The following is a 24,777-nucleotide window of genomic DNA, read 5'->3' on the forward strand; positions in this document are numbered from 1 at the left end:
GGGCTTTCTCTTTCCCGGGACGGCAGGCTTGTCAACCGCCTTGGCGCTTGGCACGCAGCTTCGCGAAATAGGCGGTGCGCTTGGCCAGATCGCGTTCGAAGCCGCGTTCGACAGGCTGGTAGAGGCTGGGCCGCTCCATCCCGTCAGGAAAATAGTTCTGGCCCGAAAACCCGTCCTCGGCGTCATGGTCATAGGCGTAGCCGTCACCATAGCCCTGATCCTTCATCAGCCCAGTGGGCGCGTTCAGGATGTGCTTTGGCGGCGGTGCCGAGCCGCTGTCTTTGGCCAGCTTGCGCGCCGCCTTGTAGCCAGCGTAGGCGGCGTTGGATTTCGGGGCCAGCGCCAGATAGACCACCGCCTGCGCCAGCGCCAACTCTCCCTCGGGGCTGCCCAGCCGTTCGTAGACATCCCATGCGCCCAGGCACAGGGTCTGGGCCTGCGGGTCGGCCAGGCCGATATCCTCGACCGCCATGCGGGTGATGCGGCGGGCCAGATAGCGCGGGTCTTCGCCGCCTTCCAGCATGCGCGCCAGCCAATACAATGCGGCGTCGGGATCCGACCCGCGCACCGATTTGTGCAGCGCCGAGATCAGGTTGTAATGGGCGTCGCCGGATTTGTCATATTGCGCCGCCCGCCGGGCCAGCCGCGCCGACAGCGCCTTGGGATCGATCGGCGTCTTCAGCTTCCAGCTGAGCACGGTTTCGGCAAGGTTCAGCATCGCCCGCCCGTCGCCATCGGCCATCTCGACCAGCGCGGCGCGGGCGGCCTCGGTCAGCGGCAGGGGCTGGCCTTCGACCTCTTCGGCGCGCACCAGCAAGGCCTCCAGCGCCGGGGCTTCCAGCCGCATCAGCACCACCACCTGCGCCCGCGACAGCAGTGCTGCGTTCAATTCGAACGAGGGGTTTTCCGTGGTCGCGCCCACCAGCAGGATGGTGCCGTCTTCCATGTGCGGCAGAAAACTGTCCTGCTGTGCCTTGTTGAAGCGGTGGATCTCGTCCACGAACAGCAGCGTCCCCTGCCCGTTACCACGGCGCAGCTTGGCGGCCTCGAAGACCTTTTTCAACTCTTGCACGCCCGAGAAGATGGCGCTGATCTGCACGAAACTCATGTCGGTCTCGTGGGCCAGCAGCCGCGCGATGGTTGTCTTGCCCACCCCCGGCGGCCCCCAGAGGATCAACGAGCCCAGCCGCCCGGAGGCCAGCATCGCGCCCAGCGGCGCGTCGGGGCCCAGAACCCCCTCTTGCCCCACAACCTCGGCCAGGGCCGCCGGGCGCAGCCGGTCGGCCAGCGGGCGCAGGCCGGTGTCAGGCGCGTCCGGGGCGCCACTGGAAAACAGGTCAACCATGGCTCAGCCTTTCCGCTTGAGGAACTTCAGCGCCGACCAATCCGCATCCACCGCGCAAACCTTCACATCGACCCAGCCCATCGGCAACACCGCCGTGCGAAGGTCGTCTTCGGTGATCCCCCGTGCAGTGGCGAGGATTTCTTGGCCCAGGAGACCCAAAGCATCCCGCCCGCCCGCAGGCGCGGCAGGGCTTCGGCGATGGTCTGGGCGATGTCGTCGGGACCGGTCAGAAACAGGTGGATCGCGTCGAGATCGCACGCGCGCGACTCTTCAAAGGTCACCCCTTCGACGCCCGCCAGAAGGTCGCCGTAGTGGTCCGGTGCGGCCACCAGACCGACGCGGAAACCCGGCTTGAAGCCCAGCTTCCTGTACAAGGGTTTTCCTGAGTATCCTGCCTGAGCCATGGCGCCACTGTAGTCCTGTCCGGCCAAGAAAAAAGCCCCACCAGAGGCGGGGCTTCGAACTGTCGAAAGGGCCGGGATTAGTCCGCGGCGTCTTCTTCCGCGGCAACGCGGGCCTTGTCGCCGGCGCCCTTGGCGTCCGGGTCACGATCGACGAATTCGATGATCGCCATCGGCGCCATGTCACCATAGCGGAAACCGGCTTTCAGAACCCGGACGTAGCCGCCCTGACGATCCTTGTAGCGCGGACCCAGAACGTCGAACAGTTTCGCCACATAGGCGTCCTGCTTGAGCTGCGATCCGGCCTGGCGACGCGCGTGCAGATCGCCGCGCTTGCCCAGGGTGATCAGCTTTTCGATGATCGGGCGCAGTTCCTTGGCTTTCGGCAGCGTGGTCTTGATCTGCTCGTGCTCGATCAGCGAGCCGGCCATGTTGGCAAAGAGCGCCTTGCGGTGCTCGTGAGTACGGTTCAGGCGGCGGTATCCGCGGGCGTGACGCATGGTATCTATCCTTGTCTTGCGTGTTTTGCTTTGTCAGGCGGCTGATGCGTGTCAACCGCTCACCTTGGGGCGTGGGCCCGAGTATTCCCCGGCTGTCCGGGCATTTGGCGGGGCGGGGTTGCCCCCGCCGCCACCTTAAAACTGGTCTTCGAACTTCTTGGCCAGATCTTCGATGTTCTCCGGCGGCCAGTCCTCGACATCCATGCCCAGGTGCAGACCCATGCCCGAGAGCACTTCCTTGATCTCGTTCAGCGACTTGCGGCCGAAGTTCGGGGTGCGCAGCATTTCGGCTTCGGTCTTCTGGATCAGATCGCCGATGTAGACGATGTTGTCGTTCTTCAGGCAGTTTGCCGAACGGACCGAGAGCTCCAGCTCGTCGACCTTCTTCAGCAGCAGCGGGTTGAACTCCAGACCGTCGTCGTCGGCTTCCGAACGCGCGGGCTCCGGCTCGTCGAAGTTGACGAAGATCTGCAGCTGGTCCTGAAGGATGCGCGCGGCATAGGCCACGGCGTCATCGGGGGTGACCGAGCCGTCGGTTTCCAGCTTCAGGGTCAGCTTGTCATAGTCCAGCACCTGGCCCTCGCGGGTGGGCTGCACGTCGTAGCTGACCTTGCGGACCGGCGAATAGATCGCGTCGATCGGGATCAGGCCGATGGGCGCATCCTCAGGACGGTTCTTGTCCGCCGAGACATAACCCTTGCCGGTGTTGACGATCAGTTCCATGAACAGATCGGCGCCATCGTCGAGGTGGCAGATGACGTGATCCTTGTTCAGAACCTCGACGCCTGCGGTTTCGGAAATATCGCCCGCGGTGACCACGCCCGGCCCCTTGGCCGAAATCGAAAGCCGCTTGGGGCCTTCGTTGTCCATGCGCAGGGCGACGCCCTTGAGGTTCAGAACGATGTCGGTCACGTCTTCACGCACCCCGGCGACCGAAGAGAACTCGTGCAGCACGTTGTCGATCTGAACGCTGGTGATGGCCGCGCCTTGCAGCGAAGACATCAATACGCGACGCAGGGCGTTGCCCATTGTCAGACCAAAGCCCCGCTCCAGCGGTTCTGCAACCACCGTTGCCTGACGCGCCGGGTCGTTCCCCGGCTTTACGTCAAGCTGAGTGGGCTTGATGAGTTCTTGCCAATTCTTCTGGATCATGCCTGTCGCCTCCATGCTCGTTCCCGACCGATGACCAAAGTCAGAAACACCCGAGGTAAAATGACAAAGCCGGGCCGCGCCCAAGGACGCAGCCCGACCAATTTTGGTCTGGATCAGACGCGGCGGCGCTTCGGCGGACGGCAGCCGTTGTGGGCAATCGGGGTCACATCACGGATCGAGGTGATGTTGAAGCCAACCGCGGCCAGTGCGCGCAGCGCCGATTCGCGGCCCGAACCGGGCCCCTGAACTTCGACTTCCAGCGTCTTGACGCCGTGTTCCTGGGCCTTCTTGCCGGCGTCTTCCGCAGCAAGCTGTGCTGCATAGGGCGTCGATTTCCGCGAGCCCTTGAACCCCATGGTGCCAGCCGACGACCATGCGATCGCATTGCCCTGCACGTCCGAGATCAGGATCTTGGTGTTGTTGAAGGTCGAATTCACATGTGCGACGCCAGCGGCAATATTCTTCCGCTCTTTGCGCTTGCCGCCACGTGCTTTTGTATCGCGTGCCATTTGTCCTGCCCCCTCTTACTTCTTCTTGCCGGCGATCGGCTTCGCGGGGCCCTTGCGGGTACGCGCGTTGGTGTGGGTGCGCTGACCGCGCACGGGCAGGTTGCGGCGATGGCGCAGGCCGCGATAGCAGCCCAGGTCCATCAGACGCTTGATGTTCATCTGCACTTCGCGGCGCAGGTCACCTTCGACGGTGAAATTGGCGTCGATCTGTTCGCGGATCGCCACAACCTCGGAATCCGACAGTTCGTTGAAGCGGCGCTCGGTCGCGATGCCGGCGGCTTCACAGATCTGGGCCGCCGCTGCGGGGCCGATACCGTGGATGTAAGTGAGGGCGATGGGCACCCGTTTGTTGGTCGGGATGTTGACGCCGGCAATACGTGCCAAGTGGTCGTTCCTTTTCCGTTGCGGTTCCGTAGCTCCAGAACCTTTTTTCACAACATTGGCCGGGCAAGGACCCGGCCGCAGCCATTTAACACGGAACCATTCCACGCGCGGAAATCGCGGTCACGGAATCGGTTCTGTGACGAGAGAGCATCGGGTATTGCGAATTTGCAAACAGGTCAAGCCGCTTTCGCGGCAATTCCTCCCCGGACGGCACATTGGCCGTTCCGGGGATCAGTCTAGCGCCCCTTGGCGCGGCGATCCAGCCCCCAGGGGGTCAGAATTTCCACTGCAGGCCGGTCAGGATCACGTCCATGTCATCATAGGAAGCGGTCTTGTCGTCATAGGTCAGGCGGTTGTAGCCGAAGTAGATCGACAGGTTGGTGTCGTCGAAATACTGCGCCACCTGCAAACCGGCCGCGGTGGAGGTGCCGTCCGACCCGGCAATATCGCTGCCCGAGTAGTAGTCCGCCGAGAACGCGGTGTCGCCGAGGCTCCAGAAGCTGGCGATCCAGCCCAGCTTGATATAGCCGAACTGGCCGCCATCCGGATCGCCGCCAAAGGACAGGGTGCCGTTCAGCCCGTTGACATCGCTGAGCGCCGAGATCGACCCGCCGTAGCGCTCGGTGGTACCATCGTCGTCCTTCCAGGCATAGCTCAAACCGGCTCTCACGGTGATCGAATTGATGGTGTCGCTGTAGTTCAGGCCGATGTCGTAATACTCGGCATCGTCGCTGGAACTCAGCAGGTCCTTCCCGTAGGAGGCCCCGATGCTGATCCCCTTGCCGGGCTCGGTTCCGCCGAACCTTGGGGTGTCATAGCGGATGCGCGCCTTGCGGCCACCGTCATAGTCCTTGAAGACGTTGCTGACGGCGACGCTGGACAGGGTGCCGTCCTTCTGGCGGAAGAAGTAGCCCCCGGCGGCATCGGGCACCGTCACCGTGCTGGCAAGGGTGGTCGCCGACAGATCGAGGGTGGTCGTGTTGTCCGACGCCATCGAGCCCTGGCCGAAGAACACGGTGCCGAAACTGCCGCTATAGATGAATTCCAGCTTCCGGATGTCCGTCCGTTGCCAATCCCAATCGGGCTGGAAATCCTGACTGAACTTGGAGCTTTGCGGGGCGCCCAGTGCCGCTTCGAAATTGAACTGCAGTTCCTGTCCGTTGTCGAATTCCTGATTGAGCCAGATGCCCGCCCGCGAGTTTGAGCGCGAGTTGTCGACAAGGTTGCCGTCCGTGTCCTTGCCGTCGTCAACGTTCAGCCAGGCCGGGGTCAACTGGCCGTAGACCCGCGCGCTGCCGCCGGTGCCGTTGGTGTATTCCAGTTCGGCCATCACCGGCGAGGCCACGCCCATGGCCAGTGCCGAGGCTGCCGCCAGCGGCAGATGGGTTGTGAATACTCGTTTCATGACAAAGGCCCTTTCACCGGTGCGTATGCCACCAGTAAAAGGGCCTTTGGGGGTCTCAGGCAAGCATCAACCGGCTTGCAGGGCTATGTTAGCGCCGGGACGGGCCCTTCTTGCGCTTCTTGCCGCGAAGCTGCGATTTCTCGATCAGCCCCTCGTATTGGTGCGCCAGAAGATGCGACTGCACCTGCTGGATCGTGTCCATGGTGACCGACACGACGATCAGCACCGAGGTGCCGCCGAAGTAGAACGGGATCGCTAGTTGCGAGCGCATGATCTCGGGCAGCAGCACGACCAGGGCCAGATATGAGGCGCCCAGCACCAGCACGCGGTTGACCACGTATTCCAGGTACTCGGCGGTGCGCTTGCCCGGACGGATGCCCGGCACGAAACCGTTCTGGTTCTTCAGGTTGTCCGCCACGTCTTCGACCTTGAAGGCCACGTTGTGGGTGTAGAAATAAGTGAAGAACACCACCATGCCGACCATGAACAGCAGGTACAGCGGCTGACCGGGGCCGAAATAAGCCAGGATCGTCGACATCACCGGGCTGGTCGAATTGCCCGAGAAGGTGGCCAGCGTCGTCGGCAGCAGCAGCAGCGAACTGGCGAAGATCGCCGGGATCACGCCCGCCGGGTTCACCTTGATCGGCAGATGCGACGAGCCGCCGTCATAGACCTTCATGCCGACCTGACGGCGCGGGTACTGGATGTGGATCTTGCGCAGCGCGCGCTCCATGAACACCACGAAGCCGATGGTCAGCATCATGATGACGATCACCGCAATGATGACAGCCGGGCTGATCGCACCCGAGCGGCCCGAGGCCAGGAACTGCGCCAGGGCGGCGGGAACCTCGGCGATGATGCCGACGAAGATGATCAGCGAAATGCCGTTGCCGATGCCACGCTGGGTGATCTGCTCGCCCAGCCACATCAGGAACATGGTGCCTCCGACCAGCGTGATCATGCAGGCGATGCGGAAGAACCAGCCCGGATCATGGGCAAGGCCGCCGGATTCAAGGCTGACCGCCAGGCCATAGGACTGGAACAGCGCCAGCGCCACGGTACCATACCGGGTGTACTGGTTGATTTTCTTGCGGCCCTGCTCGCCTTCTTTCTTCAACTGCTCCAGCGGCGCCCACATGGAGGCCAGAAGCTGAATAATGATCGAGGCCGAGATATAGGGCATGATGCCCAGGGCGAAGATGCCCATCCGGCTGATGGCGCCGCCCGTGAACATGTTCAGGATGCCACCGATGCCGGCGGAGGCCTGCTCCATGAAGGCCCGCAATTCGCCGCCGTCGATGCCCGGCACCGGAATATAGGTGCCCAGGCGGTAGACGATCAGTAGTCCCAGGGTGAAGAGGATGCGCTGCCTCAGCTCGGTCGCCTTGCCGAAGGCGCCCCAGCTCATGTTCGCGGCCATCTGTTCCGCTGCTGATGCCATGTGGTGTCTCTTTCATGCGGGCGCCGCCGAACCGGGTTTCCGGTCGGCGGCGCTGAAAACCTTTGAGAGGATGTAAGCGGCTTGGACGCCGCCCACAACCACTTACTCGGCGGCCGCCGGAGCTGCGACAGTCAGCGAACCACCGGCCGCGGCCACCGCGTCGACGGCGGCTTGCGACGCGCCGGTCACGGTCAGGTTGATGGCCGAGGTGATTTCACCCTTGGCCAGCACCCGGACGCCGTCCAGCTTGCGGCGCACCAGGCCCGAAGCGACCAGCGCGTCTTCGTCCACAGGATTGGCCACGTCCAGTTTCCCGGCTTCGATGAATTTCTGCAGGATGCCGAGATTGATGACCGCGAATTTTTTGCGGTTGGGCTTGTTGAAGCCGCGCTTCGGCAGGCGTTGGTACAGCGGCATCTGGCCGCCTTCGTAGCCATTGATGGCCACACCCGAACGCGATTTCTGGCCCTTGATACCACGGCCACCCATCTTGCCTTTGCCCGACCCCGGGCCGCGGCCGATGCGCTTGGATTTCTTGACGGCGCCTTCGTTGTCGCGCAGTTCGTTCAGTTTCATGTCGCTTCTCCTTGCCGGATGTAGCCCCCGAAGCGAAAACGGGGCCAGCCACGGCATTTCTTGTTGCTTGAGTCGGGCCCCTCAGGAACCACCGGGTGCGTATAGGGCTGTTGCCGGGCGGGATCAAGGCCGTTCGCGCGTGCCCGGCCCCCGCATTTTGGACTTGGCAGACCGGCCCCCTGCCGTATCAAGGAAGGATGCGCCTGATCATCCTCAGCCTTCCCGACGCCGCCTGCGACAAGATCTTCGCCACCGCCAAGGACATCTGCGACGGCGCGGTGATGAAACATCGCGAGGATTCCGACGACACGTCCCGCTGGACCCTGCACATCCTGGCCGATGACGACTGCCGCCAGAACCTGCTGGACGCCATCCAGAGCGAGCTTGACAGCCAGGATGACTGGCGCCTTGCCATCATACCGGTCGACACCTCTCTGCCACGCAAGGAGGAGGAAGAAGAGGACGCCGAGCCCGACCCCGAGGAAGAGGCCGAAAAGGCGATGAAGCTTCCCGGCGGGCTGTCGCGGGAAGAGATCTATGAACAGGTGGAAAGGCAGGGGCGGATCGACCGCGCCTATCTGGTCTTCGTCCTGCTTTCGACCGTGGTGGCGGCCTTCGGGATGCTGGAGGACAACGTGCCTGTGGTTCTGGGCGCCATGGTGATCGCGCCGCTGCTGGGGCCCAATCTGGCGCTGTCGGTCGGGGTCGCGCTTGGCGACGGCAAGCTGATCCTGCGCTCGGCAGCGGCGCTGGTGATCGGCACGGTGCTGAGCATCGCACTTGGTTTCATGATCGGGTTGATCATGCCGATCTCGGAGGCGGACGAATTGCTCAGCCGCACCGACATCGGCTTTGACGGGCTGGCGATTGCCCTGGCCTCGGGGGCGGCCGCCGCGCTGAGCCTCGTGACCGGGGTGTCCTCCGCGCTGGTCGGGGTGATGGTTGCGGTGGCGCTGCTGCCGCCGGCCACGGCAATCGGCCTGTTTCTGGGCTTTTCCCAAGGCTACCACGCGCTGGAGGCCGGTGTGATGCTGCTGATGAACGTCGTCTGCATCAACCTGTCGGCGCAGGCGGTGATGCTGACACGCGGCATCACCCCCCGGCGCTGGTACGAAAAGAAACGCGCCAAGCGGCACAGCGTCATCAACGGGGTGATCTGGCTGAGCCTTCTGGTGGTCCTTGCGGTCCTGCTGTGGCTGCGCCAGCCCAGTTGATCGCGACGGCTTTCAGCGACGGGGCCGCGACAGCCGCCGCGCATTGGCGCAGGTCTTGGTGCGGATCGGCCTGACCGCGGCCAGCGCCATCGCCGCATGGCCCTGCCCTGCGGCCTGTGCCCGTGCCGCCATTTCCATCGACTTGGCAAAGGCTGCGGGTTTTTCGAACGCCATCCGCGCGGCTTCCTGCGGAGACATCACGCCCAGCATCATCCGGGTCGTCCTGCTCAGGATCACGAGGTTCGCCGCCATCATCATCTCGGCATAGGCCAGATTGGCCCGCTGCCATGTCTCCATCGCGCCGAACAGGGGGTTTTGGGGAAAGAACATCTGGTCACTCCAGCAACTGCACAACGAAAAAAGGCGCCCCACTTTCGCGGGACGCCTTCAATCTATCAGAAAATCGGGATCAGTCCCGTTCTTCGATGATCTCTACCAGATGCGGGATCTTGTTGACCATGCCGCGCACGGAAGGGGTGTCCTCCAGCTCGCGGGTCTTGTGCATCTTGTTCAGGCCCAGGCCGATCAGCGTTTCACGCTGCTTGGCGGGGCGACGGATCGGCGAACCGATCTGCTTTACAACAATGGTTTTCGCCATGGGTCAGTCTCCTCAGGCTTCTGCCGCTTCGGCGGGCGCATCGGCCGCCGGTGCGTCATCCCGCTTGGGCAGGATATCGGCAACCTTCTTGCCACGGCGCTGCGCCACCATACGCGGGCTGGATTCGCTCTGAAGCCCGTCCAGCGTTGCGCGGATCATGTTGTAGGGGTTCTGCGACCCGATGGATTTCGCCACCACGTCATGAACACCCAACATCTCGAACACGGCGCGCATCGGACCACCGGCGATGATGCCGGTCCCGGTCGGTGCCGTGCGCATGGTCACCCGGCCTGCCCCGTGACGCCCGTGGACGTCATGGTGCAGCGTGCGGCCTTCTTTCAGCGGCACACGGATGAGGTTGCGCTTGGCTTGCTCGGTGGCCTTGCGAATGGCCTCGGGGACCTCTTTCGCCTTGCCCTTGCCAAACCCGACACGGCCCTTCTGATCGCCGACGACCACAAGTGCGGCGAAGCCAAAACGCTTACCACCCTTGACGGTCTTCGAGACCCGGTTGATCGCCACGAGACGATCGGCGAATTCCGGATTTTCGTCGCGATCGCGACCACCCCGGCGGTTATCTTCTCTTGCCATCTATCGTCTCCTCAGAACTTCAGTCCGCCTTCACGCGCAGCGTCGGCCAGAGCCTTCACCTTGCCGTGAAAGAGGAAGCCGCCACGGTCGAAGTAACATTCTTCGACACCAGCTGCCTTGGCACGTTCGGCAATCGCGGTGCCCACTTTCGCGGCGGCCTCGACATTGTTCTTGCCGGTGATGCCCAGATCTTTCTCGAGCGACGAGGCCGAGGCCAGGGTGACACCCTTCACGTCGTCGATCAGCTGGACGCTGATGTTCTTGTTCGAACGATGAACGCTCAGGCGCACGCGCCCCGAGTTCATCTTGCGAAGCTTGTTCCGAACGCGCAGACGGCGCTTCAGGAACAGTTCCCTTTTGCTGTTTGCCATTTCTCGCGTCCTTACTTCTTCTTGCCTTCCTTACGGAAGATGAACTCGTCTTTGTATTTGATGCCCTTGCCCTTGTAGGGCTCCGGAGCACGCCATTCGCGGATATTCGCCGCAACCTGGCCAACGAGCTGTTCATCGGTCCCTTCGACCACGATCTGGGTCTGCTTGGGGCAGGTGACCGTGATGCCTTCGGGGATCGCGAAGTCGACATCGTGGCTGTAGCCAAGCGCCAGTTTCAGGGTGTTCCCCTGGATCTGTGCCCGGTAACCCACACCGTTGATCTCCAGCTCCTTCTTGAACCCGGTGGTGACACCGGTCACGAGGTTCTGGATCATGGTGCGGGACATGCCCCACTGCTGACGCGCCCGCTTGGACGTGCCACGCGGGGTGATCACGATGGTGTTGTCTTCCACGGCCACCGAAACGTCGTCGGACGCGGTGAAGCTGCGGGTCACTTTCGCGCCCTTCACTTCAATGGTCTGACCCGACACGTTCGCGGTTACGCCCGAAGGAATGTCGACCGGTTTCTTGCCAATACGAGACATTTCCGGACCTCCCTAGAATACGGTGCAGAGCACTTCGCCGCCAACATTGGCAGAGCGTGCAGCTGCATCCGACATCACACCCTTGGGTGTGGAGACGATGGAAACGCCCAGGCCTTGCTTGACCTGAGGCAGGTTTTGCGAAGCGGCATAGACGCGGCGGCCAGGGGTCGACACGCGCTTGAGATCGCGGATGACCGGGGTGCCGTCGAAGTATTTCAGGCTGATTTCAATGGCCGGGTGGCCGTTGAGATCCGTGGTTTTCTCATAGCCGCGGATGTAGCCTTCGTCGGCCAGAACATCCAGCACCCAGCAACGCAGCTTGGACGCGGGCGAAGTCACGGTGGACTTGCCACGCAGTTGTGCGTTGCGGATACGGGTCAGCATATCACCGAGAGGATCGTTCATTATATACGCTCCTTACCAGCTCGATTTGACCATACCGGGGATCTGGCCGTTCGAGCCAAGTTCCCGCAGCTTGATACGGCTGACCTTCAGCTTACGGTAGTAAGCGTGGGGACGGCCGGTCAGCTGACACCGGTTGTGAAGACGGGTTGCCGAGGAATTCCGCGGCAGCTTTGCCAATTTCAGACGCGCCTTGAAGCGCTCCTCCATCGGCAGGTTCTCGTCGGCTGCGATCTCTTTCAGTTCAGCGCGTTTGGCGGCGTATTTCTCCACCAGCTTCTGACGCTTCACTTCGCGAGCAATCATCGATTTTTTTGCCATGTCGTGATCTCTCCCGCGGCTCAGCTTGTGAAGGGCATGTTGAAAGCTTTCAACAGCGCCTTGGCTTCCGCGTCGGTGGATGCGTTGGTGCAGATGATGATGTCCATGCCGCGGACTTCATCGACCTTGTCGTATTCGATCTCGGGGAACACGATGTGTTCTTTCAGGCCCATGGCATAGTTGCCACGGCCGTCGAACGACGTCGTTTTCACACCCCGGAAGTCACGCACGCGCGGCAGCGCGATGGTGATCAGACGGTCGAGGAATTCATACATCCGGTCACCACGCAGGGTCACCTTGGTTCCCAGCGGCATGTCTTCGCGAACGCGGAAGCTTGCCACCGATTTCTTGGCGCGGGTCACGACGGCGTGCTGACCGGCAATCAGGGTCAGGTCGGCCTGGGCCGATTTCACCTTCTTGGTATCCTGCACGGCTTTGCCGACACCCATGTTCAGGACGATCTTTTCCAGCTTCGGGATCATCATCTCGTTCTTGTACGAGAATTCTTCCTTCAGCGCGGCGCGGATCGTTTCCCGGTACAGGGACTTCAGGCGCGGGGTGTAGTCTGCGGTATCCAGCATCACACGGCCTCCCCGGTGGTCTTGGCGAAACGCACTTTCTTGCCGTCTTCGACACGGAAGCCGACGCGGGTCGGTTTGCCGTTGGCGTCCAGCAGAGCCAGGTTGCTCAGCTCGATCGGCATGGCCTTCGGCACACGACCGCCCTTTGCGTTCTGCGACTGCTTGGTGTGGCGGATGGCCATGTTCACGCCTTCCACGACAGCCTTGCCGGCTTTCGGATCGACGGACTGGATCTCGCCATCGCGGCCCTTGTCCTTGCCCGCCAGAACGCGGACCTTGTCACCCTTGCGGAGTTTGGCAGCCATCACAGCACCTCCGGAGCAAGCGAGATGATTTTCATGAAGTTCTTCGCGCGCAGTTCGCGCACCACCGGTCCGAAGATCCGGGTGCCGATCGGCTCGTTGTTGTTGTTCAGGATAACAGCAGCGTTGCGATCGAAGCGAATGGCGGTGCCGTCTTCACGGCGAACTTCCTTGGCGGTGCGCACGACGACAGCCTTGCGAACGTCGCCTTTCTTGACGCGGCCACGCGGAATGGCTTCCTTGACCGACACCACGATGATGTCGCCCACGGAGGCATATTTCCGTTTGGATCCGCCCAAAACCTTGATGCACTGAACTCGGCGAGCGCCAGAGTTGTCAGCAACATCCAGATTTGTCTGCATCTGGATCATGGGATACTCCCGACCTTTGGGACCGCTTTACAGACATAGGTCCCAGGGTTTCGATGAAACCGGTTGGCGCGACCTTAAGCGGTCACGACCTCCCAGCGTTTGGTCTTCGACTTCGGCGCACATTCCTGGATGCGAACGAAATCGCCTTCCTTGAACGTGTTGGCCTCGTCATGGGCCCGGTACTTCTTCGATTTCCGGATGGTTTTCTGAAGAACCGGGTGCTTGAACCGACGCTCCACCGATACGGTGACGGTCTGGTCGTTCTTGGCGCTGGTCACAGTGCCGGACAGGATACGCTTGGGCATGTCTAAGGCTCCTTATTCGGCGGCTGCAGCAGCGGCTTTTTCGTTCAACACAGTCATCACACGCGCGATGTCACGACGGACAACGCGGGTACGCGCGGTGTTTTCCATGGCACCCGTGGCGCTCTGGAAGCGGAGGTTGAAGGCCTCCTTTTTCAGCGCGGCCAGCTCGTCACGGAGCTGATCGGGCGTCTTGTCACGCAGTTCAGTGGCGTTCATGCGCCGTTCCTTTCTCAATACACCAGCAAGCCCCTGACGGTTGGTTCAGGGTCACCCGAAGCCCGGTGGTTGAATGGCAATAACCACGAATCCCGCAAGCGGGAATCCGTGAGATGGCGCTGCCTACAAGACCGGGGCTTTGGTGGCAAGGGAGAATGTGGAAAACAGCCGGTGTGACCGCGTCCGGGCAATCCAACGGGGAATTTGTGCCCTATTCCCACCCGTAGTTGAAGCTCACGCTGATGCGTTCGTCTTCGGCCATGTTCATCGGCACCTCGTGGCGCAGCCAGCTTTCCCACAGCAGCACGTCGCCGACCCTGGGCTTGGGGTAGACGAAGGTCTGCAAGTCGCGCCGGGCGGCCTTCTGGCGCGCGGGCGCGGCCATCATGCGGGCCGACCGGGGGTCTTCCAGCTTCAGCGCGCTGGCGCCTTCGGGCATTGCCACATAGGTGGTGCCCGAGATCACCGAATGCGGATGGATGTGCGAGGCATGCATGCCGCCCTCGGGCAGGATGTTGATCCAGATGTCCTCCAGCTTCAGCGCGCGGCCGTCCAGATCGAACTCCAGATCCTTTGCGAATTCCGCGACATGAAGGTCCAGCGCGGCCACCACATCGGCAAAGATCGGGAACCGCCACGGCAGATCGGTCAGCGAGGCATAGGAGGTGTAGCCGGGATAGCCGTTCTCCTCGCACCAGTCCTGCCCGGCTTCGTCATCCTGCGCGATGACCATGCAGGAGGACTCCAGCTCGGCCGGATCGACGGGCGTGCCGAACTCCGCCAGGGCGGCGCGATACAGGCGGGTGACAAACAGCGACTCGATGGTGGGCATGGGATGATCTCCTGTGGCCGCGCCGCCGCCGGTCGTCACAACCAGCGCCGGGTCCGGCGTCGGTAGTCTTGGTATTCCTCTGCAAACCGTTCGGCAAGATAGCGTTCCTCGGGCCGGATCATCCAGACCTCGAGAATGGCACAGGCCAGCAGGGTCGCAGCCACGAGCCAGGCGGAATCCAGCGCCAGCGCCCCGCCGATCCCGGCCAGCGCCGCCCCCAGATAGTTCGGATTGCGCGACCAGGCGAAGGGACCGGTGGTGACAAGCTGTGTCGTTGCCGTGCCGGGCAGAGACGGCTGGTGCGCCTTGTCCAACTCGGTCTTGGCCCGGCTGATCAGCCAGAACCCGAACAGGAACAGCGCAACCCCAAGTAGTCCCCCGATAGGGCGCCAGAGATAGAGCGTGGTGGGCCAGACCCATTCAAGGACAAGGCCCATGGCCAGCAGGGGAAACAGGACCACATCCGAGATCTTCCACGGATGGGCATGTGCCCCGGCATCCTCGGGCGTTGGCGGGGCTTTCAGGGGATTGGTCATGCGCGCGATGCCGTATATATTGACGTTGGAATGACCTTGATACCAGCCCGGCCGCGCACGCCCAAGCCTTGCTCCGGCAAGGTCCTCAGACCCTGATCACCGGTCAGTTTTGCGCCCGCTCCATCATCATCATGTGGACGGCGTGCATCCCCTCCTCCGCCATGCGCGTGACCTCGCCCGCATGGGTCTGCAGGGCGGCGACCACCTCGGGATTGGCGGAGGTCTGGATCACCACGACCCCGTCCTCGGTCGTCTCGATGGTCGAGGTGATGCTGTCGCCGCGCAGAAAGAAGATGTCCAGGGTCGGGCTCTGGATATAGATCTGTGGATCGTCCCCGGCGTCCACCCGCCCGATCATGCCGACCACATGGCTTATCAGCGCCTCGGCCACCATGGGATCCGAAGCGCGGGTCACGGTGCGGATGCCATCGGGCAAGTTGTCCACCTCGCGGCTGAGCGCATCGAAGTGGTGAAACAGAACCTGCAGTTCCGCGCTTTCTCGCAGTGTCGCGTTGTCGCCGCGCAGGCCGGGCATCAGGCGCATGTCGTGGCCGGTGCCATCGGCGCCATGGTGCTGCATCATGTGCCCGCCCTGCCCCATCTGGGCGGCTGCGGGTACGGCCATCAAGGTGAGCCCCGCCAGCGCGACGGCCATGACGCGGCATATTCCGCGCGCGGTTCCCTTGGTCGGATGATTCATGCCTCGGCTCCTTCTGATCGGGCAGAGCCTAGGCTGAAATCCGGAGGATTAAAACATCGAAATGCTGGAATGTAGCCCGCGCACAGGCCCAACGAAAAGACCCCCGCCGATCACTCGACAGGGGTCAATTTCGGGGCGGGGTTGAACCCGTCGCCGCCTACCAGTCCTCGCGGACCACCACGCGGGTCTTGATCGGCAGCTTCATCGCCGCAAGGCGCAGGGCCTCGCGGGCGACGGCTTCGCTGACGCCGTCGATCTCGAACATGATCCGACCCGGCTTGACCTTGGCTGCCCAGAAGTCGACCGAACCCTTACCCTTACCCATCCGGACTTCGGTGGGTTTGGAGGTCACGGCCACATCCGGGAAGATGCGGATCCAGACACGGCCCTGACGCTTCATCTGACGCGTCATGGCACGGCGCGCGGCTTCGATCTGACGTGCGGTAACACGCTCCGGCTGCAGGGCCTTCAGGCCGAATGTTCCGAACGCGAGGTCCGAACCGCCCTTGGCTTGACCGTGGATACGGCCTTTGTGCTGCTTGCGGAATTTTGTACGCTTTGGCTGAAGCATTTGTCGCTCTCCTTAGCGGTCGCGGTCGCGACGGCCACCGCCGCCAGCGCCACGGGGGGCCGGACCATCCTGAAGCTCGGCCGCTTTGCGGTCACGCGCCTGAGGATCATGTTCCATGATCTCGCCTTTGAAGATCCAGCACTTGATGCCGATGATGCCATACGGCGTGACGGCTTCGACCAGTGCATAGTCGACGTCGGCCCGCAGGGTGTGCAACGGCACGCGGCCTTCACGATACCATTCGGTCCGCGCGATCTCGGCACCGCCCAGACGGCCGGCGACATTCAGACGGATGCCCAGGGCGCCCATCCGCATCGAGTTCTGCACGGCGCGCTTCATGGCGCGGCGGAAAGACACCCGGCGCTCCAGCTGCTGCGCGACGTTCTCGGCGACCAGACGTGCGTCCAGCTCCGGCTTGCGAACCTCGACGATGTTCAGGTGCACTTCGCTGTCGGTCATCTTGGCCAGCTTCTTGCGAAGCTGCTCGATGTCCGCGCCTTTCTTGCCGATGATCACACCCGGACGCGCCGAGTGAATGGTCACGCGGCACTTCTTGTGCGGACGCTCGATGATGATGCGGCTGATGCCGGCCTGCTTGCATTCCGTGAAGATGAATTCGCGAATCTTCACATCTTCCAGCAGCATGTCGCCGAAATCTTTGCTGTCGGCGTACCAACGGCTGTCCCAGGTCCGGTTGACCTGCAGACGCATGCCGACGGGATTGACTTTGTTACCCATTAGGCTTGCTCCTCGATCTGGCGGACCTTGATGGTCAGTTCCGAGAACGGCTTGATGATCTTGCCGAACCGGCCCCGGGCACGCGGGCGACCGCGCTTCAGGGTCAGGTTCTTGCCGACATAGGCTTCGGCGACGACCAGCTCGTCCACGTCCAGGTTGTGGTTGTTCTCGGCGTTGGCGATGGCGGACTGAAGACATTTCTTCACGTCGCCGGCGATCCGCTTGTTCGAGAAGGTGAGATCGGTCAGCGCCTTCTCGACCTTCTTGCCACGGATCATCTGCGCAACCAGGTTCAGTTTCTGCGGGCTGGTCCGAAGCATGCGGATTTTCGCCATTGCTTCGTTTTCAGCCACGCGGCGGGGGTTCTTTGCCTTGCCCATGACTTACTTCCGTTTCGCTTTCTTGTCCGCCGCGTGACCATAATAGGTCCGGGTCGGAGAATATTCGCCGAACTTCTGGCCGATCATGTCCTCGGACACGGCAACCGGAATGTGTTTCTTGCCGTTGTAGACGGCGAAGGTCAGACCCACGAACTGGGGCAGAATGGTCGAACGACGCGACCAGATCTTGATGACTTCGTTCTTGCCGCTTTCGCGGACTTTCTCGGCCTTCTTCAGCACGTAGCTGTCAACGAAAGGCCCTTTCCAAACGGAGCGTGCCATATGTTAGCGGCCCTTCTTCTTGGCGTGACGCGAGCGGATGATAAGCTTCTGCGACGCCTTGTTGGTGTCACGGGTGCGGGCACCCTTGGTCGGCTTGCCCCAGGGGGTCACCGGGTGACGGCCACCCGAAGTCCGGCCCTCGCCACCACCATGGGGGTGATCGATCGGGTTCATGACGACACCACGGACCGACGGACGCTTGCCCTTGTGGCGCATACGACCGGCTTTGCCGTAGTTCTGGTTGGAGTTGTCGGGGTTCGACACGGCACCGATGGTGGCCATGCATTCCTGACGCACCAGGCGCAGTTCGCCCGAGCTGAGGCGGATCTGGGCGTAGCCACCGTCACGACCGACGAACTGGGCATAGGTGCCCGCGGCGCGTGCGATCTGACCGCCCTTGCCCGGCTTCAGTTCGATGTTGTGCACGATGGTACCGATCGGCATCCCCGAGAACGGCATCGCGTTGCCCGGCTTGATATCGGCCTTCTCGGCGGAGACAACCTTGTCGCCAATCGCCAGACGCTGCGGCGCCAGGATATAGGCCTGCTCACCGTCGGTATAGGTGATCAGCGCGATGAACGCGGTCCGGTTCGGGTCGTATTCGATCCGGGTGACAACGCCTTCGACGTCGAATTTGCGACGCTTGAAATCGACGATGCGATAGAGACGCTTCGCGCCACCACCACGGCGGCGAGAGGTGATCCGTCCGGTGTTGTTCCGGCCGCCCGACTTGGTCAGACCCTCGGTGAGGGATTTGACCGGGCGCCCTTTCCAGAGCTCCGAACGGTCGATCAGAACCAGCCCACGCTGGCCAGGCGTCGTCGGTTTGTACGACTTGAGTGCCATGCTTTCTGTCTTCCGTTGTTGGCGGGACGCAAGCGCCCCTGTCTAAAGGCCCCCGAAGGTGCCCGAATTCATAAAAACCATCAGCCCCGGACGAATCCGGGGCCGATTGGATGGTTCCCTCTAAAGGAGCCTCAGGGGAGGGTCAAGCGCGGGTCCGGAAAAACCTGACCTCAGCGTTCAAGGGCCCCCTTGCCTGCCAGAATCCCGGGGCGATACTTGGCGATACGGGCCAGTCGGGTTTCCGGCTTCTTGGCAGAATTCAGGGCAATGGCATAGCTGCGCTGCCGCCCCGGTGTCAGCCTTGAAAACGCCTCTGCCATCTCTGGATCCTCCGTCAGCGCATCTTCCAATTCCACTGGCAACTCCAGCGTTCGCGCGACCTTGGGCGCCCTGATGCCGCGCTCGGCATAGCCCTTGGCCTCCTCCAGATACGCCCGCAGACTGTCTTCCCGGTCGCGCACCGCGTCGGCGGAAGAAAAAATCACCATGTCGGGAGTCTGGGTATTCGGCCCCCGGCGTCGCAGAATGCTTTCCGGATCCTGCAACAGCGCGGCGTTGAAGAAGGTCAGCCGGAAATCGTCCCGGAACGCGCCCATCAGGGCGATGTTGCGGTCCGCGTGCATATAGCAGGGATGCCCCCATTTGACGGTTTCCGCAAGCCCGGCCTCCAGACAGATCTGCCGCAGAAGCCCTAGCCCCTCGACCCAGAGGCGCGCGGAACACGCCGGCGTATCGAACCGTGAACACCGTCCGCAACCGCGCGTGAAAAAGTCCTCTACCTCGGTGATCATGGCCTGCCTTCCCCGTCTCGGGACACCCTACCCCCACAATCCCCGAGGGCAAAAGAAAAGCCCCCGCATCGCTGCGAGGGCCTTTCCGATTTCGTAGGGCGGGGGGGCAACCCCCGGCACCGATCACAGACCGGTGGAGACGTCGATGGTGTTGCCCTCTTCGAGCGTCACATAGGCTTTCTTGACGTCCTTGCGCTTGCCCAGCATGCCGCGAAAACGCTTGACCTTGCCCTTGGTGACGGTCGTGTTGACGGCCTTCACCTTGACGTTGAACAGGGTCTCGACGGCTTCCTTGATCATCGGCTTGTTGGCGTCGATAGCCACTTCGAAGACAACCGCGTTGGCCTCGGAGGCCATGGTCGCTTTCTCGGTGACGATCGGCTTGCGGATCACGTCGTAGAGTTCGGCTTTGGTGCTCATTTCAGGCGCGCCTCCAGCGCTTCGACACCCGCTTTCGTGATCACCAGGGTGTCACGCTTCAGGATGTCATAGACATTGGCGCCCATCGACGGCAGCACGTCCAGACCTTCGATGTTGGACGCAGCGCGCGCGAAGTTCGCGTTCACTTCTGCCCCATCGATGATCAGGGCGCGTTTCCAGCCCAGGTTCTTGACCGCAGTGGCCAGAGCCTTGGTCTTGCCCGCGTCCAGAGCCGCATCCTCGATCACAACCAGGTTGCCCGACTGTGCCTTCGCCGACAGGGCGTGCTTCAGGCCCAGAGCGCGGACCTTCTTCGGCAGATCGTGGCCGTGGCTGCGCGGGGTCGGACCCTTGTAGATACCACCCTTGCGGAAGATCGGCGCGTTACGGTCACCGTGGCGTGCGCCGCCGGTGCCCTTCTGGCGATAGATCTTCTTGGTCGAGTAGCTGGTCTCGGACCGGGTCTTGACCTTGTGGGTGCCGGCCTGCGCCTTGTTGCGCTGCCAACGAACCACACGCTGCAGGATGTCTGCGCGCGGCTCCAGGCCGAAGATGTCGTCGTTCAGATCGACATCGCCCGCTTCAGAAGCGTCGAGCTTGATCACTTGCGCTTTCATTCTTCCGCACCTCCTTCAGGGGCTTCAGCCGGAGCTTCTGCCGGTGCCTCGGTCGCCGCAGCTTCCACCACCTTCAGAGCGGCCGGGAACGGCACGCCATCGGGCAGTTTCTTCTTCACGGCATCCTTGATGGTGACCCATCCGCCTTTCGAGCCCGGCACCGCGCCCTTGACCATGATCAGGCCACGGTCGGCATCGGTCCGAACCACTTCCAGGTTCTGGGTGGTGACACGGGCAGCACCCATGTGACCGGCCATCTTCTTGCCTTTGAACACCTTGCCGGGATCCTGACACTGGCCGGTCGAACCGTGCGAACGGTGCGAGATCGACACGCCGTGCGAGGCCCGCAGGCCGCCGAAGTTGTGCCGCTTCATGGCACCGGCGAACCCTTTACCGATCGAGGTGCCGGACACATCGACCTTCTGGCCTTCGACGAAATGGTCGGCCGAGATCTCGGCGCCCACGTCGATCAGGTTTTCAGGGGCCACGCGGAATTCCACCAGCTTGCGCTTGGAGGCCACTTTCGCAACAGCGAAATGACCGCGCATGGCCTGGCTTACACGTTTGGCCTTGGCCGTGCCGGCGCCCAGCTGAACCGCGGTGTAGCCATCGCGTTCAGTGGTCCGCTGGTCAACGACCTGCAGGTTGTCGAGTTGAAGAACGGTCACGGGGATCTGCTTCCCGTCCTCCATGAACAGGCGGGTCATGCCCACCTTCTTCGCAATAACGCCAGAGCGCATCATGTCTGCCCTCCTCAAACCTTGATTTCGACGTCAACGCCGGCGGCGAGGTCGAGCTTCATCAGCGCGTCCACGGTCTGCGGGGTCGGGTCAACAATGTCGAGCAGGCGTTTGTGCGTGCGGATCTCGAACTGGTCACGGGATTTCTTGTTCACGTGCGGACCACGCAGAACGGTGAATTTCTCGATCTTGTTCGGCAGCGGGATCGGCCCGCGCACGGTTGCGCCCGTCCGTTTGGCGGTATTGACGATCTCCTGGGTGCTGGCATCCAGAACCCGATAGTCAAACGCCTTCAGCCGGATGCGAATGTTTTGGCTTTGCATTCTTGTCGCCTTTCGCGGCACAGAAAAGAGAGGTGGAGCGCCCATTATCGGGCGCCCCACAGTCATTCCCGAAGGTCTTGTTACTCGATGATTTTCGACACCACGCCGGCGCCGACGGTGCGGCCGCCTTCGCGGATGGCGAAGCGGAGTTTTTCTTCCATCGCGATCGGGGCAATCAGCTCGACCTCGAATTTCAGGTTGTCACCCGGCATCACCATCTCGGTGCCTTCCGGCAGCGTCACGGTGCCGGTCACATCGGTGGTGCGGAAGTAGAACTGCGGACGGTAGTTCGCGAAGAACGGCGTGTGACGGCCGCCTTCTTCCTTGGTCAGGATATAGGCCTCGGCTTCGAACTTGGTGTGCGGGGTCACGGAACCCGGCTTGCAGAGAACCTGCCCGCGCTCCACGCCCTCACGGTCGATGCCGCGCAGCAGCGCGCCGATGTTGTCGCCCGCTTCACCGCGATCCAGCAGCTTGCGGAACATTTCCACACCGGTGCAGGTGGTGGTGGTGGTGTCGCGGATGCCGACGATCTCGATGCTGTCGCCAACGTTGATCACGCCACGCTCGACACGCCCCGTAACAACGGTGCCGCGGCCGGAGATCGAGAACACGTCCTCGATCGGCATCAGGAACGGCTGGTCCACGGCGCGGTCTGGGGTCGGGATGTACTCATCCACGGCCGCCATCAGTTCGCGGATCTTGTTCTCGCCGATTTCCGGATCCCGGCCTTCCATCGCGGCCAGCGCCGAACCGGCGATGATCGGGATCTCGTCGCCCGGGTATTCGTAGCTTTCCAGCAGTTCGCGGATTTCCATTTCCACGAGCTCCAGCAGCTCCTCGTCGTCCACCTGGTCGACCTTGTTCATGAACACGACCATCTTCGGGATGCCAACCTGGCGGCCCAGCAGGATGTGCTCGCGGGTCTGGGGCATCGGGCCGTCGGCCGCGTTCACCACCAGGATCGCGCCGTCCATCTGCGCGGCACCGGTGATCATGTTCTTCACATAGTCGGCGTGGCCGGGGCAGTCGACGTGCGCGTAGTGGCGGTTGTCGGTCTCGTATTCCACATGCGCGGTCGAGATGGTGATGCCGCGGGCTTTCTCTTCCGGCGCGCCGTCGATCTGGTCGTAGGCCTTGAAATCACCGAAATACTTGGTGATCGCCGCGGTCAGCGTCGTCTTGCCGTGGTCAACGTGGCCGATCGTGCCAATGTTCACGTGCGGCTTGCTGCGGTCAAACTTTTCCTTTGCCATGATGGCCTCCTGCTATCTTTTTTACGGTCGGCGGGGTGAGCCCCGCCCTACGGTGGGTGGTAGGGCGGGGTTAACCCCGCCGTCCCGATCAGGCGTATTTTGCCTGGATCTCGTCGCTGATGTTCTGCGGCACCGGATCATAATGATCGAACTGCATCGTGAACTGCGCGCGGCCCGAAGACATGGAGCGCAGGGTGTTGATGTAGCCGAACATATTGGCCAGCGGCACGAAGGCGTCGATCGCGATCGCGTTGCCGCGGGTGTCCTGACCCTGCACCTGGCCCCGACGGGACGTCAGGTCGCCGATGATGCCACCGGTGTATTCTTCCGGCGTGATCACTTCGACCTTCATGATCGGTTCCAGCAGTTTGGCACCGGCTTTCCGCATCCCCTCACGCATGCACATCCGTGCCGCGATTTCGAAGGCGAGAACGCTGGAGTCCACGTCGTGGAACTTACCGTCGATCAGCGCGACCTTGAAGTCGATCACCGGGAAGCCAGCCAGAGGGCCGCTGTCCATGACCGAGTTGATGCCTTTTTCGACACCGGGGATGTATTCCTTGGGGATCGCCCCGCCGACGATGCGGCTTTCGAAGGAATAGCCTTCGCCCGGCTCGGTGGGCGCGATGATCATCTTCACCTCGGCGAACTGACCCGAACCACCCGACTGTTTCTTGTGGGTGTAGGTGTGCTCGACCTCGTGACCGATGGTCTCGCGGTAGGCCACCTGCGGCGCACCGATGTTGGCCTCGACCTTGAATTCGCGCTTCAGGCGATCCACCAGGATGTCCAGGTGAAGTTCGCCCATGCCCTTCATGATGGTCTGACCCGATTCCAGGTCGGTTTCCACGCGGAAGGACGGGTCTTCGGCGGCCAGACGGGCCAGACCCTGGGACATCTTCTCCTGGTCGGCCTTGGTTTTCGGCTCGACCGCGATCTCGATCACCGGATCCGGGAAGGTCATGGTTTCCAGAACCACCGGGTCCTTGGCGTCACACAGGGTGTCGCCCGTGGTGGTGTCTTTCAGACCCGCCAGCGCGATGATGTCGCCTGCGAAGGCCTCATCGATCTCTTCGCGGTTGTTCGAGTGCATCATCATCATCCGACCGATGCGCTCTTTGCGGCCCTTGGTCGAGTTCAGGATCGAGTCACCCTTGTTCATCTTGCCCGAATAGATCCGGGTGAAGGTCAGCGAGCCGACGAAGGGGTCGTTCATGATCTTGAAGGCCAGACCGGCGAACGGCATGTCGTCATCCGCGCGGCGCGGGATGTTGCGCACTTCCTCCTCGTCGCCCGGCTTGAAGCCCATGTAATCGACCACGTCCAGCGGGCTGGGCAGATAGTCGATCACGGCGTTCAGCAGCGGCTGGACACCCTTGTTCTTGAACGCCGAACCGCCCAGAACCGGAACGAAGGCCATGGCCAGAGTGCCCTTGCGCAGCAGGGCGCGCAGGGTCGGCACGTCGGGCTCTTCGCCTTCGAGATAGGCTTCCATCGCGTCGTCGTCCATGTCGACGGCCGCTTCGATCATCTTGCCGCGCCACTCTTCAGCCACGTCTTTCAGGCTGTCGCGGATCTCGACCTTCTCCCAGGACGCGCCCAGGTCTTCACCCTTCCACAGCCACTCTTGCATGGTGACCAGGTCGATGAGGCCTTCCAGCTCGGTCTCGGCGCCGATGGGCAGAGCCACCGGAACAGCAACCGCGCCGGTGCGATCTTCGATCATGCGCACGCAGTTGAAGAAGTCGGCGCCGATCTTGTCCATCTTGTTGACGAAGACGATGCGCGGAACCTTGTAGCGATCGGCCTGACGCCAGACGGTTTCGGTCTGCGGCTCGACACCGGCGTTGGCGTCCAGAACACAGACGGCACCGTCGAGAACCGCCAGTGAGCGTTCGACTTCGATGGTGAAGTCAACGTGGCCGGGGGTGTCGATGATGTTCAGGCGGTGCTTCGGGGTGTCGGCGGTCACGCCGTCCTCGGTGCGCTCCCAGAAGGTGGTGGTTGCAGCCGAGGTGATGGTGATGCCCCGCTCCTGCTCCTGTTCCATCCAGTCCATGGTCGCCGCGCCATCGTGCACTTCGCCGATGTTGTGGGACTTGCCGGTGTAGTACAGGATGCGCTCGGAACAGGTGGTTTTACCTGCATCGATGTGCGCCATGATACCGAAGTTGCGGTACCGGTCGAGGGGATAATCGCGAGCCATGGGTTCGGT

The 24,777-nt window shown here is 62.4% G+C and carries 37 protein-coding genes; 1 reads left to right on the forward strand and 36 read right to left on the reverse strand.

Annotated features, from left to right (window positions below; genetic code table 11):
* Positions 1–31 precede the first annotated feature (31 nt).
* From AB0T83_RS09615 to rplO, 9 genes are all read right to left on the reverse strand, one after another.
* The gene (locus tag AB0T83_RS09615; RefSeq protein WP_366192821.1) at positions 32–1,345 is read right to left on the reverse strand and encodes a replication-associated recombination protein A; all 1,314 of its coding nucleotides are present in this window, start codon (positions 1,343–1,345) and stop codon (positions 32–34) included.
* Between the two features lie 62 nt (positions 1,346–1,407).
* Complete coding sequence (locus tag AB0T83_RS09620) at positions 1,408–1,719, reverse strand: hypothetical protein (RefSeq protein ID WP_366192822.1); 312 nt, start codon at positions 1,717–1,719, stop codon at positions 1,408–1,410.
* A 107-nt stretch (positions 1,720–1,826) separates the two neighbouring features.
* Positions 1,827–2,246: a 50S ribosomal protein L17 gene (gene rplQ / locus AB0T83_RS09625; RefSeq protein ID WP_366192823.1), complete on the reverse strand. Its 420-nt coding sequence runs from the start codon at positions 2,244–2,246 to the stop codon at positions 1,827–1,829.
* A 135-nt stretch (positions 2,247–2,381) separates the two neighbouring features.
* The gene (locus AB0T83_RS09630) at positions 2,382–3,398 is read right to left on the reverse strand and encodes a DNA-directed RNA polymerase subunit alpha (RefSeq protein WP_193139703.1); all 1,017 of its coding nucleotides are present in this window, start codon (positions 3,396–3,398) and stop codon (positions 2,382–2,384) included.
* A 113-nt stretch (positions 3,399–3,511) separates the two neighbouring features.
* Entirely contained in the window at positions 3,512–3,907 is a 396-nt protein-coding gene (gene rpsK / locus AB0T83_RS09635; RefSeq protein WP_193139705.1) for a 30S ribosomal protein S11, read from the reverse strand.
* Positions 3,908–3,922: 15 nt separating this feature from the next.
* The gene (gene rpsM, locus AB0T83_RS09640; RefSeq protein ID WP_366192824.1) at positions 3,923–4,291 is read right to left on the reverse strand and encodes a 30S ribosomal protein S13; all 369 of its coding nucleotides are present in this window, start codon (positions 4,289–4,291) and stop codon (positions 3,923–3,925) included.
* Positions 4,292–4,565: 274 nt separating this feature from the next.
* Positions 4,566–5,696: a porin family protein gene (locus AB0T83_RS09645; protein ID WP_366192825.1), complete on the reverse strand. Its 1,131-nt coding sequence runs from the start codon at positions 5,694–5,696 to the stop codon at positions 4,566–4,568.
* A gap of 88 nt (positions 5,697–5,784) precedes the next feature.
* Positions 5,785–7,137: a preprotein translocase subunit SecY gene (secY, locus tag AB0T83_RS09650; RefSeq protein WP_366192826.1), complete on the reverse strand. Its 1,353-nt coding sequence runs from the start codon at positions 7,135–7,137 to the stop codon at positions 5,785–5,787.
* 102 nt (positions 7,138–7,239) lie between these two features.
* Positions 7,240–7,713 (reverse strand): 50S ribosomal protein L15, encoded by a 474-nt coding sequence (gene rplO, locus AB0T83_RS09655; RefSeq protein WP_366192827.1) that lies wholly within the window; start codon positions 7,711–7,713, stop codon positions 7,240–7,242.
* Between the two features lie 197 nt (positions 7,714–7,910).
* Here rplO and AB0T83_RS09660 point away from each other — a divergent pair, with 197 nt between their 5' ends.
* A complete protein-coding gene (locus AB0T83_RS09660) occupies positions 7,911–8,927 on the forward strand; it encodes a TIGR00341 family protein (protein WP_366192828.1) in 1,017 nt (338 codons plus the stop codon).
* Between the two features lie 12 nt (positions 8,928–8,939).
* Here AB0T83_RS09660 and AB0T83_RS09665 read toward each other — a convergent pair whose 3' ends face one another.
* From AB0T83_RS09665 to fusA, 27 genes are all read right to left on the reverse strand, one after another.
* Positions 8,940–9,257, reverse strand: coding sequence for a hypothetical protein (locus AB0T83_RS09665; protein ID WP_366192829.1), 318 nt, complete (start codon positions 9,255–9,257; stop codon positions 8,940–8,942).
* A gap of 79 nt (positions 9,258–9,336) precedes the next feature.
* Positions 9,337–9,525, reverse strand: coding sequence for a 50S ribosomal protein L30 (rpmD, locus tag AB0T83_RS09670; RefSeq protein ID WP_366192830.1), 189 nt, complete (start codon positions 9,523–9,525; stop codon positions 9,337–9,339).
* 12 nt (positions 9,526–9,537) lie between these two features.
* Complete coding sequence (gene rpsE, locus AB0T83_RS09675; RefSeq protein WP_366192831.1) at positions 9,538–10,116, reverse strand: 30S ribosomal protein S5; 579 nt, start codon at positions 10,114–10,116, stop codon at positions 9,538–9,540.
* A gap of 11 nt (positions 10,117–10,127) precedes the next feature.
* Entirely contained in the window at positions 10,128–10,487 is a 360-nt protein-coding gene (gene rplR, locus AB0T83_RS09680) for a 50S ribosomal protein L18 (RefSeq protein ID WP_193139727.1), read from the reverse strand.
* A gap of 11 nt (positions 10,488–10,498) precedes the next feature.
* The gene (rplF, locus tag AB0T83_RS09685) at positions 10,499–11,032 is read right to left on the reverse strand and encodes a 50S ribosomal protein L6 (RefSeq protein ID WP_366192832.1); all 534 of its coding nucleotides are present in this window, start codon (positions 11,030–11,032) and stop codon (positions 10,499–10,501) included.
* Between the two features lie 12 nt (positions 11,033–11,044).
* The gene (gene rpsH / locus AB0T83_RS09690) at positions 11,045–11,437 is read right to left on the reverse strand and encodes a 30S ribosomal protein S8 (RefSeq protein WP_366192833.1); all 393 of its coding nucleotides are present in this window, start codon (positions 11,435–11,437) and stop codon (positions 11,045–11,047) included.
* A gap of 12 nt (positions 11,438–11,449) precedes the next feature.
* Entirely contained in the window at positions 11,450–11,755 is a 306-nt protein-coding gene (gene rpsN, locus AB0T83_RS09695) for a 30S ribosomal protein S14 (RefSeq protein ID WP_366192834.1), read from the reverse strand.
* 20 nt (positions 11,756–11,775) lie between these two features.
* Complete coding sequence (gene rplE / locus AB0T83_RS09700) at positions 11,776–12,336, reverse strand: 50S ribosomal protein L5 (protein ID WP_366192835.1); 561 nt, start codon at positions 12,334–12,336, stop codon at positions 11,776–11,778.
* Positions 12,336–12,641, reverse strand: a complete 306-nt coding sequence (rplX, locus tag AB0T83_RS09705; RefSeq protein WP_366192836.1) for a 50S ribosomal protein L24 — start codon at positions 12,639–12,641, stop codon at positions 12,336–12,338. The genes rplE and rplX overlap by 1 nt, the downstream gene beginning before the upstream one ends.
* Positions 12,641–13,009, reverse strand: a complete 369-nt coding sequence (rplN, locus tag AB0T83_RS09710) for a 50S ribosomal protein L14 (protein ID WP_011567679.1) — start codon at positions 13,007–13,009, stop codon at positions 12,641–12,643. Before rplN ends, rplX begins: the two co-directional genes overlap by 1 nt.
* 74 nt (positions 13,010–13,083) lie before the next feature.
* Positions 13,084–13,314 (reverse strand): 30S ribosomal protein S17, encoded by a 231-nt coding sequence (gene rpsQ / locus AB0T83_RS09715; RefSeq protein WP_193139740.1) that lies wholly within the window; start codon positions 13,312–13,314, stop codon positions 13,084–13,086.
* A 12-nt stretch (positions 13,315–13,326) separates the two neighbouring features.
* The gene (gene rpmC, locus AB0T83_RS09720; RefSeq protein ID WP_193139742.1) at positions 13,327–13,530 is read right to left on the reverse strand and encodes a 50S ribosomal protein L29; all 204 of its coding nucleotides are present in this window, start codon (positions 13,528–13,530) and stop codon (positions 13,327–13,329) included.
* Between the two features lie 211 nt (positions 13,531–13,741).
* Positions 13,742–14,362, reverse strand: a complete 621-nt coding sequence (locus tag AB0T83_RS09725) for a TIGR02466 family protein (RefSeq protein ID WP_366192837.1) — start codon at positions 14,360–14,362, stop codon at positions 13,742–13,744.
* A 35-nt stretch (positions 14,363–14,397) separates the two neighbouring features.
* Entirely contained in the window at positions 14,398–14,898 is a 501-nt protein-coding gene (locus AB0T83_RS09730) for a methyltransferase family protein (RefSeq protein WP_366192838.1), read from the reverse strand.
* A gap of 103 nt (positions 14,899–15,001) precedes the next feature.
* On the reverse strand, positions 15,002–15,598 hold the full coding sequence (locus tag AB0T83_RS09735) for a hypothetical protein (RefSeq protein WP_366192839.1): 597 nt from the start codon (positions 15,596–15,598) through the stop codon (positions 15,002–15,004).
* A gap of 157 nt (positions 15,599–15,755) precedes the next feature.
* On the reverse strand, positions 15,756–16,169 hold the full coding sequence (gene rplP / locus AB0T83_RS09740; protein WP_366192840.1) for a 50S ribosomal protein L16: 414 nt from the start codon (positions 16,167–16,169) through the stop codon (positions 15,756–15,758).
* Positions 16,170–16,181: 12 nt separating this feature from the next.
* A complete protein-coding gene (rpsC, locus tag AB0T83_RS09745) occupies positions 16,182–16,907 on the reverse strand; it encodes a 30S ribosomal protein S3 (RefSeq protein ID WP_366192841.1) in 726 nt (241 codons plus the stop codon).
* Positions 16,907–17,287 carry a 50S ribosomal protein L22 gene (gene rplV, locus AB0T83_RS09750; RefSeq protein WP_366192842.1) on the reverse strand — a complete coding sequence of 127 codons (381 nt, stop codon included), beginning with the start codon at positions 17,285–17,287 and terminating at the stop codon, positions 16,907–16,909. The genes rpsC and rplV overlap by 1 nt, the downstream gene beginning before the upstream one ends.
* Before the next feature lie 3 nt (positions 17,288–17,290).
* Positions 17,291–17,569, reverse strand: coding sequence for a 30S ribosomal protein S19 (gene rpsS / locus AB0T83_RS09755; RefSeq protein WP_193139753.1), 279 nt, complete (start codon positions 17,567–17,569; stop codon positions 17,291–17,293).
* A gap of 3 nt (positions 17,570–17,572) precedes the next feature.
* Positions 17,573–18,415 carry a 50S ribosomal protein L2 gene (rplB, locus tag AB0T83_RS09760; protein WP_366192843.1) on the reverse strand — a complete coding sequence of 281 codons (843 nt, stop codon included), beginning with the start codon at positions 18,413–18,415 and terminating at the stop codon, positions 17,573–17,575.
* 170 nt (positions 18,416–18,585) lie between these two features.
* Positions 18,586–19,206, reverse strand: coding sequence for a YdeI/OmpD-associated family protein (locus AB0T83_RS09765; protein ID WP_366192844.1), 621 nt, complete (start codon positions 19,204–19,206; stop codon positions 18,586–18,588).
* Positions 19,207–19,329: 123 nt separating this feature from the next.
* Positions 19,330–19,626 (reverse strand): 50S ribosomal protein L23, encoded by a 297-nt coding sequence (locus AB0T83_RS09770; protein WP_366192845.1) that lies wholly within the window; start codon positions 19,624–19,626, stop codon positions 19,330–19,332.
* Complete coding sequence (gene rplD / locus AB0T83_RS09775; RefSeq protein ID WP_366192846.1) at positions 19,623–20,243, reverse strand: 50S ribosomal protein L4; 621 nt, start codon at positions 20,241–20,243, stop codon at positions 19,623–19,625. Before rplD ends, AB0T83_RS09770 begins: the two co-directional genes overlap by 4 nt.
* Positions 20,240–20,983 carry a 50S ribosomal protein L3 gene (gene rplC / locus AB0T83_RS09780; protein WP_366192941.1) on the reverse strand — a complete coding sequence of 248 codons (744 nt, stop codon included), beginning with the start codon at positions 20,981–20,983 and terminating at the stop codon, positions 20,240–20,242. The genes rplD and rplC overlap by 4 nt, the downstream gene beginning before the upstream one ends.
* Positions 20,984–20,997: 14 nt before the next feature.
* Entirely contained in the window at positions 20,998–21,306 is a 309-nt protein-coding gene (rpsJ, locus tag AB0T83_RS09785; protein WP_009503373.1) for a 30S ribosomal protein S10, read from the reverse strand.
* 80 nt (positions 21,307–21,386) lie between these two features.
* Entirely contained in the window at positions 21,387–22,562 is a 1,176-nt protein-coding gene (tuf, locus tag AB0T83_RS09790) for an elongation factor Tu (protein WP_366192847.1), read from the reverse strand.
* Positions 22,563–22,650: 88 nt separating this feature from the next.
* On the reverse strand, positions 22,651–24,768 hold the full coding sequence (gene fusA / locus AB0T83_RS09795; protein ID WP_366192848.1) for an elongation factor G: 2,118 nt from the start codon (positions 24,766–24,768) through the stop codon (positions 22,651–22,653).
* Positions 24,769–24,777 lie beyond the last annotated feature (9 nt).

Source organism: Meridianimarinicoccus marinus, assembly GCF_040689105.1.
GTDB classification, from domain to species: Bacteria; Pseudomonadota; Alphaproteobacteria; order Rhodobacterales; family Rhodobacteraceae; genus Meridianimarinicoccus; species Meridianimarinicoccus marinus.